The following is a 1,243-nucleotide window of genomic DNA, read 5'->3' on the forward strand; positions in this document are numbered from 1 at the left end:
CAAGTATCAGGGCCGTGTACTGATCGATTTGCCCGAGGAGTATTTGCTGTGGTTTGCCCGCAAGGATTCGTTTCCCAAAGGGCGGCTGGGCGATTTGATGCAACTGACGCTGACTATCAAGATTGAAGGGCTGCAAGGGCTGGTAACGCCGCTCAAGCAGCGTTAGAAGCAGCACCGCGCTTGCGGTGCTGCGCGTGTGACTAAACGGCTACACGTAGATGTTGATTTTATTCTCTGCGGTTGGCTTGTTAACGCCTTCCTCTTTGGCAGTAGACGTGGATACCGCCTGCTGCTGTTTACTCTCCGATGACTCGTTCTGCAACTGGGCAATTTGCGCTTGAAGTGCCTGAATCTGTGACTGAATCAATTGCTGCTGCTTTTGCAGGCTGGCTTTTTCTTCATCCGTAGAGGCTTTCTCTGCGGAGGAAGAGAGCTCTTTGGACTGCTGCGTCAGCTTTTGAATCTGCTGATTGAGACGGGAAATTTGCTGCTCGTTGCTTGAACCTGAACTCGCGCTGCTGCTCGTAGCAGACGACACTGCGCTGATACTGGTCATTTTTTCTCCTTGTCATTGCGGCACTGAGTGTGCCCATAGAGTATCGACGTCTATCTCCCCTTGCTTCACAGGCTTTTTGTTTGGATACAGAACGATAGGATCAGGTTTGTTACAGTAAATGTAACCAAATATGTTTTTGCCGGTTTGGACGACAAAATGAGGGGATTTGGGCGAAAAATAAAGAAGGGGGAGGTGGGCGCACGGCGAGGGAATTATCCTTATTCCCGGCCGTATGCTGACGATAAAACGCGGTTAATCAACTGCCATACACATTGATGGCGTTGGTGAGTCGCTGAGCCTGACGGTTTAAACTTTCTGCCGTATCAGTCGATTGCACCACCATTTCGGTATTGCTTTGGGTCATGATTTCGATTTGGGCGATGGATTGGTTAATCAATCCCAACGCCTGCGTTTGCTCTTGCGTGGCGTTGCTGATCTCTTTGATCATGGTAGAGACTTGCAGCACTTCGCTGACGATATCCGCAATGTGTTTGCCCGCGTTTTCCACCATTTTACCGCCTGACTCCACGCTTGCGACGTTGGCATCGATCAGCGTTTTGATCTCTTTGGCGGCGGATGCGGAGTGTTGGGCCAGGTTGCGTACTTCGGCAGCGACCACGGCAAAACCGCGCCCTTGCACACCCGCTCTGGCGGCTTCTGCCGCCGCGTTGAGTGCGAGGATATTGG

3 protein-coding genes are annotated in these 1,243 nt (G+C 51.7%); 1 reads left to right on the forward strand and 2 read right to left on the reverse strand.

Annotation, left to right across the window (positions count from 1 at the left end; genetic code table 11):
* Window positions 1–166 (forward strand): DUF3820 family protein (locus J5224_RS28580; RefSeq protein WP_264628481.1); only part of this gene is annotated, 166 nt, incomplete at its 5' end.
* Window positions 167–208: 42 nt separating this feature from the next.
* Here the strand turns inward: J5224_RS28580 and J5224_RS28585 are convergent.
* Both J5224_RS28585 and J5224_RS28590 read right to left on the reverse strand, forming a co-directional pair.
* Entirely contained in the window at window positions 209–556 is a 348-nt protein-coding gene (locus J5224_RS28585; protein WP_264628479.1) for a FlxA-like family protein, read from the reverse strand.
* 256 nt (window positions 557–812) lie between these two features.
* Window positions 813–1,243, reverse strand: a 431-nt coding sequence (locus J5224_RS28590; RefSeq protein ID WP_264628480.1) for a methyl-accepting chemotaxis protein, incomplete at its 5' end; no start/stop codon positions are given.

The organism is Candidatus Symbiopectobacterium sp. NZEC135, from assembly GCF_025962695.1.

What these genes read in the sequence shown, in the direction of transcription:
- J5224_RS28585 (WP_264628479.1), bottom strand. Translation starts at nt 556, where the DNA reads ATGACCAGTATCAGCGCAGTGTCGTCTGCTACGAGCAGCAGCGCGAGT.